Raw genomic sequence first — 2,618 nt, 5'->3', positions numbered from 1 at the left:
CGATAGCTCGTTGTTCATAACCATTCTCTCGACTTATGCATGCTTCAATCCACCTTCTCGTATCTTCACGAGTGAACGGTGGATATTTTTCTGGTACAACTAAATGCTTTGTTACTTCTGTATCTAATGACCATTTATATCGATCTTCTACATCGTCTTGTGTCAATTCTCTTAATTGAACGAATGGTACATTCATTTTGCTATCCCCTTTTCATTTCCCGATAGAAAACCCTTCAAAAACTCTTCCTCCATACTGCTCTAACGTATTTTCTATAAAACTAATTAATTCATTTTTCTTCTCGGTTTTATAAAAATGATCAAAAGCCGCTACAAAATGTTCTGCATATTGCTCGTCATACCTTCTTAACACTCTAATAAACCATTTTGAATTTCCAAKCCAYTGACCATTTACCCTTAAAACATATTCATGTACTAAATCAGCTAATAAATTGGCGATGAACAATTCTTCTTCTCTCTTTGTTGCACCAATGAAATCATCCAAGGTATCCGTAATAAAATAGCGTTTCTGCTTCATCGTTTCTTCTGACCATTTTTTTGGTCCTTTATTTAATAAATCATTCGCTTCTCTTTTAAGTGTCTCTACAATTTCATCTTTTCCTTTTAGCACAATCCCTTCTGAAACTAATTGAGGTAATGAAGGTCTCCCGCGCTCACAATCACTTTTAAAGAAGGTTTTATACGTTTCAAAATTATGTACAAATACTTCAACAGGCCACCCATTACTATAGAAAGATTCTCTATAACAAGATGACAAACTTTGGTCGAATATTACAATATCAAGGTCAGATGTTTTCGTAGCCTCTCCTCTAGCAACACTTCCCCCTAGTAAAGCAACATCACAATTCGGAAATTGTGATGTGATTATGCTTTGTGCCGCTTCAATTGGTTTCATAGCCTTTCCTCTTTTCTTATTTCACTTTCTTTTTTTCAGCTCTTTCTCTTGTCTTTTTCATATAGGATTCTGCATCTGGTGTTTTACATGACGTCGCACCATGATCAACTTCTACTTTTCCAATTTCGCGTGCAATTTCAATTGCTTGTTGTTCTAAAGCTTCATTTCGAATCCCTATCGCAATTAAAGCTCTATTCATCGCTTCTCTTTTTCGATTTTTTTCATTATGTATATGAACTTTAATCTCTTCTAAATACGGTAAGAAAAAGTCATCGTCTAACGTTTTATTTTTTATAGCGATATTCGCTAATAATGACCAACCTGCTCTTCCAATCCATTCATCATCAGACTTCGTCCATTCTTCCATTCTTTCTATCGCGATTGGCGACGTACATATAGCTGTCATAAGAACGTCCATTAAACAATAATAATCGACTTCTCCAACCCATTCATTTAGCTGATCTGACGTTAGTTTCTTCGGATTTAAAATCATTGTTGCTAAAGTCATTGCGTCCATATTTTTTGTTTCCCATAATGAGATTGCTAAATCATGATCCCTTTTTATCCTCTTTTTCAACAATTTTAAATTTGCAAAACTAACTCCAAATAACGGCTCTTTTGCCCCATGATTTTTAAAGATTTTACGGTTTTGTTCTGTCCCATACTCTTCTAGTTGCTGCATTACTTCTTCAAGTAACATAKATCCACCTCTTTTATRTWTTWTGTTGMCTTCAYATATGTATGTACGATATATTCTACATTAYTTTTTGGTTTTCCTATATTTATTTTTTWAATACGGTATGTGAAATTTTTATTGATGTATTTTAAAAYAAMAAACATCCTCTTCCTTATTTTTCACACGGTTGTTCATTCACRCTCTGTATACAATACTCCTCTAGCGCATTCAACGGGTTTATTATGTTCCTTCCTATTATATTTTCTACCCTTGTAGTAGCGTCTACCATAGATAATTGTGCAACTGAAAGCATTTCGTTTCTATCTTTCATAATTTCATATAAATACTTTTCTAATTTARCATCATGCTCTTCTTTACGCCCTTGCATAATTAACTCAAATATCCCTTCTATCACTTCTACTTTTACTTGTATGGATTTATTATTCTGCTGAGCGTATAGTCTTAAACGTTCCATCGTTCCTGAAACAGTACGGTTATTTGTAAATAGTATTGTCTGTGGCTCTTCAACCTGACAAATCATTTCAAAGAATGGTTCATCAATTTTCAATATAGGTATGTCTATTTTGAAATTCTCATCTAATAGCGTAATATAATCTGTACAAGTTAATAAAAGTGTATCTACATCACTTTTGGCTATATACTTTATAATATCTTTTAAATTATTTCGTGCTTGTTCTTTTTCAAAATCATAATCTTTTTTTAATATGCATGATAAGATGGGATCTACAAAATGGAGTATTTCGATTCCAAAAGATTGCAATGCTCGGTCAATGTATTCAATATTTGAATGATGAGCATGTAAACAAGCTAGTTTTTCCATACTTATCCTTCCTTTCTAAAGCAAAAAACATGAATAAACCATTTTACATACAGTTCCATTCATTTAATTCTTGTTTCATTTTTTCAAACCTGCAAAACAGTGAAATCTTACATACTTTTTAACAAACTTTTTTGCGCTTGTAAAAAAGTTTTTTTGCATTTCCCCCTCTAAAATTGCTAATATAGTAG

At 32.6% G+C, this 2,618-nt stretch carries 3 protein-coding genes and 1 pseudogene; all 4 read right to left on the bottom strand.

Going from position 1 to position 2,618, the window contains the following annotated elements; genetic code table 11:
* A pseudogene (locus AC1DJR_RS25720) lies at positions 1–196 on the bottom strand (GNAT family N-acetyltransferase); the annotation flags it as partial.
* Between the two features lie 15 nt (positions 197–211).
* Positions 212–913, bottom strand: a complete 702-nt coding sequence (locus tag AC1DJR_RS25715; protein WP_477003832.1) for a nucleotidyltransferase domain-containing protein — start codon at positions 911–913, stop codon at positions 212–214.
* A 16-nt stretch (positions 914–929) separates the two neighbouring features.
* Positions 930–1,613 (bottom strand): DNA alkylation repair protein, encoded by a 684-nt coding sequence (locus AC1DJR_RS25710; protein WP_429688382.1) that lies wholly within the window; start codon positions 1,611–1,613, stop codon positions 930–932.
* Positions 1,614–1,761: 148 nt separating this feature from the next.
* Positions 1,762–2,430, bottom strand: a complete 669-nt coding sequence (locus AC1DJR_RS25705; protein WP_477003831.1) for a hypothetical protein — start codon at positions 2,428–2,430, stop codon at positions 1,762–1,764.
* Positions 2,431–2,618: the final 188 nt, after the last annotated feature.

It is taken from the genome of Bacillus sp. 05T31, from assembly GCF_056396725.1.
The sequence above is the reverse complement of the archived record's forward strand: the minus strand, read 5'-3'. Positions and strand labels throughout refer to the sequence as shown.

What these genes read in the sequence shown, in the direction of transcription:
- AC1DJR_RS25710 (WP_429688382.1), bottom strand. Translation starts at nt 1,613, where the DNA reads ATGTTACTTGAAGAAGTAATGCAGCAACTAGAAGAGTATGGGACAGAA.